This is a genomic window from Halorubrum laminariae, from assembly GCF_024494655.1.
Lineage (GTDB): Archaea > Halobacteriota > Halobacteria > Halobacteriales > Haloferacaceae > Halorubrum > Halorubrum laminariae.
Genome location: NZ_JANHDL010000036.1, coordinates 1 through 1,978 on the forward strand (window position 1 = coordinate 1; position 1,978 = coordinate 1,978).

Annotated in this window: 2 protein-coding genes; one reads left to right on the plus strand and one right to left on the minus strand. The window is 52.6% G+C overall.

Annotated features, from left to right (window positions below):
* Positions 1 to 1,188 (plus strand): Cdc6/Cdc18 family protein (locus NO887_RS18420; RefSeq protein ID WP_256419617.1); only part of this gene is annotated, 1,188 nt, incomplete at its 5' end.
* A gap of 154 nt (positions 1,189 to 1,342) precedes the next feature.
* Here NO887_RS18420 and NO887_RS18425 read toward each other — a convergent pair.
* Positions 1,343 to 1,627, minus strand: a complete 285-nt coding sequence (locus NO887_RS18425; protein WP_256419618.1) for a hypothetical protein — start codon at positions 1,625 to 1,627, stop codon at positions 1,343 to 1,345.
* Between the last annotated feature and the right edge of the window lie 351 nt (positions 1,628 to 1,978).

Consider the following 1,978-nt stretch of genomic DNA (forward strand, 5'->3'; position numbering starts at 1 on the left):
GAGCGCGCGTTGATGGAAGAGTGGGTTCCTGATCGCCTCCCGGAGCGCGAGCCCGAATTGGAAGAGATCGCAAAGAGTTTTCGGACAACTATCCGCTCTGGGATCGAACCGAAGAACGTCCTCATCTCCGGGAAGACCGGGCAGGGGAAGACCGTCACCGCCCGTGTTGTGTTGGAGGAACTTCACAACTACTGCCAAGAGAAAGATATCGACCTCCGGACGTTTGAGGTGTCGCTGAAAGACGTGAACACCGCCTACCAGTCCGTCGGGAAAATCCTCACCGAGATCGAGCCCGAAACGACAGAGCGACCGAAGGGGCTTTCTCTCACCGATCTCAACGAGCGGATGTTCCGCCGGCTTGATGAAATCGGTGGGTACATCGTATTCTTCCTTGACGAAATTGACAACCTCGGGTCTGACGACGACCTGTTGTACCAGCTCCCACGGGCGCGGTCGAACGGGAAGATCACGAACGCGCACCTATCGATTATCGGTATCTCGAATGACCTCCAGTTCAAACAGGATCTATCCGCAAAAACGAAGGACAGCCTCTATGAGAACGAGGTTCACTTCGATCCATACGACGCCGACGAGCTTCGGTCTATTTTGTACGACCGTGTCGAAACCGCGTTCAAACCCGGTGCAGTCGATGACGGCGTTGTCGGGCTGGCTGCCGCGTGGACAGCAAAAGATACTGGCTCTGCGAGACAGGCTATTCGACTCCTGCATGAAGCCGGGGATATTGCTTGCGTTGAGGGGAGCGATATCGTTACCGAGGCGCACCTCGACAACGCCCGAGACGAACTGGAGGAAGTGAATATCGTCAACAAGCTCAAGGACTTGACGATCAACGATCAGGCACTCTTGATGGCGCTGGCGATACTCGAATCCCGTGGAGACACGCCGGCACGGACGAAAGAGGTCTATTCGGAGTACAAACGCGTCGCTGACGCGATCGGGACGAACCAACTCACGTCGCGGAGTATTCGTGACAAGCTCACGAACCTCGATACATACAATCTGGCGATGACCCACAAGCGGAAGGGCGGCGTGCAGGGCGGGGATTACTACCTCTCAGAACTACGCGTGAACCTCGATTCGCTATTGGAAGGATTCGAGCACGTCGAGGACTTTGACGGAATCGTGCAAGACGTGGATACATTCAGTCGACAGAGTACCCTGTCGTAGGACTCAACGTTTCTCGCGGGTGGCCTGTTCGTTGCTGGTTGCCTCGTTCGGTACCTCTCGAAGGAACGGGGGCATATCCGTCATCTTTCAATCATTTTCGGGGCTAGAACCTATAGAACCAGAGAGGTTGCTACTTGTGGGGGGTGTGCCCGTGTTAGTAGACTTTGCCGTCGGCGAAGTCCATGAGATCGCTGAAAGCGTGTGGTGGGAGCATCAGCGGTTTGTTTGCCCAACCGCCAGATTCCGAGTAGTAGCCGGCACGAATTTCCTCGGTTCCGTCTTCCATTTTGATGAGCTGGATACAATTCCAGTACCGTTCGTGATCTACTTCTTGGAGACATCCGACTTCCCTTACAACTTCGCCTTCACCATCGCGAAAGCCTCGGGGCAGATCGGGCACGAATTCGGGCGCGGATTCGCCGTAGTGGAAATCAGCCATACATGAAAGAAATTCGAACTCTCATATATAAAGCCGGCGTTTATAGAGATTTTCGGCTCTGTTGGCTCTGTTGAAATCCTCAGCAAGTAATATATTCTGACCCGGTTGCGGTCAATACAGAGAATGTAGTCAGCAGATGAAGGGCCTTCTTTTCTCTATCCACATCTTGAATCAGCCGGTAAAATGCGTTTGTATACCATGTACATGTTTCTTATCTATTTTGATAAATACACCCGAGAGTTATTCTATCTCCTGTGCCATATAAGCATATGACACAGCGATCTGAGGGGTATCAATTCCATCTTGAGAAGGCTCTAGAAGTCGATACTCGCGAAGAGAAGAATTTCCATA

Bases quoted from the DNA above. Each gene is read 5' to 3' on its own strand.
- NO887_RS18425 (WP_256419618.1), bottom strand. From the start codon at position 1,627: ATGGCTGATTTCCACTACGGCGAATCCGCGCCCGAATTCGTGCCCGAT.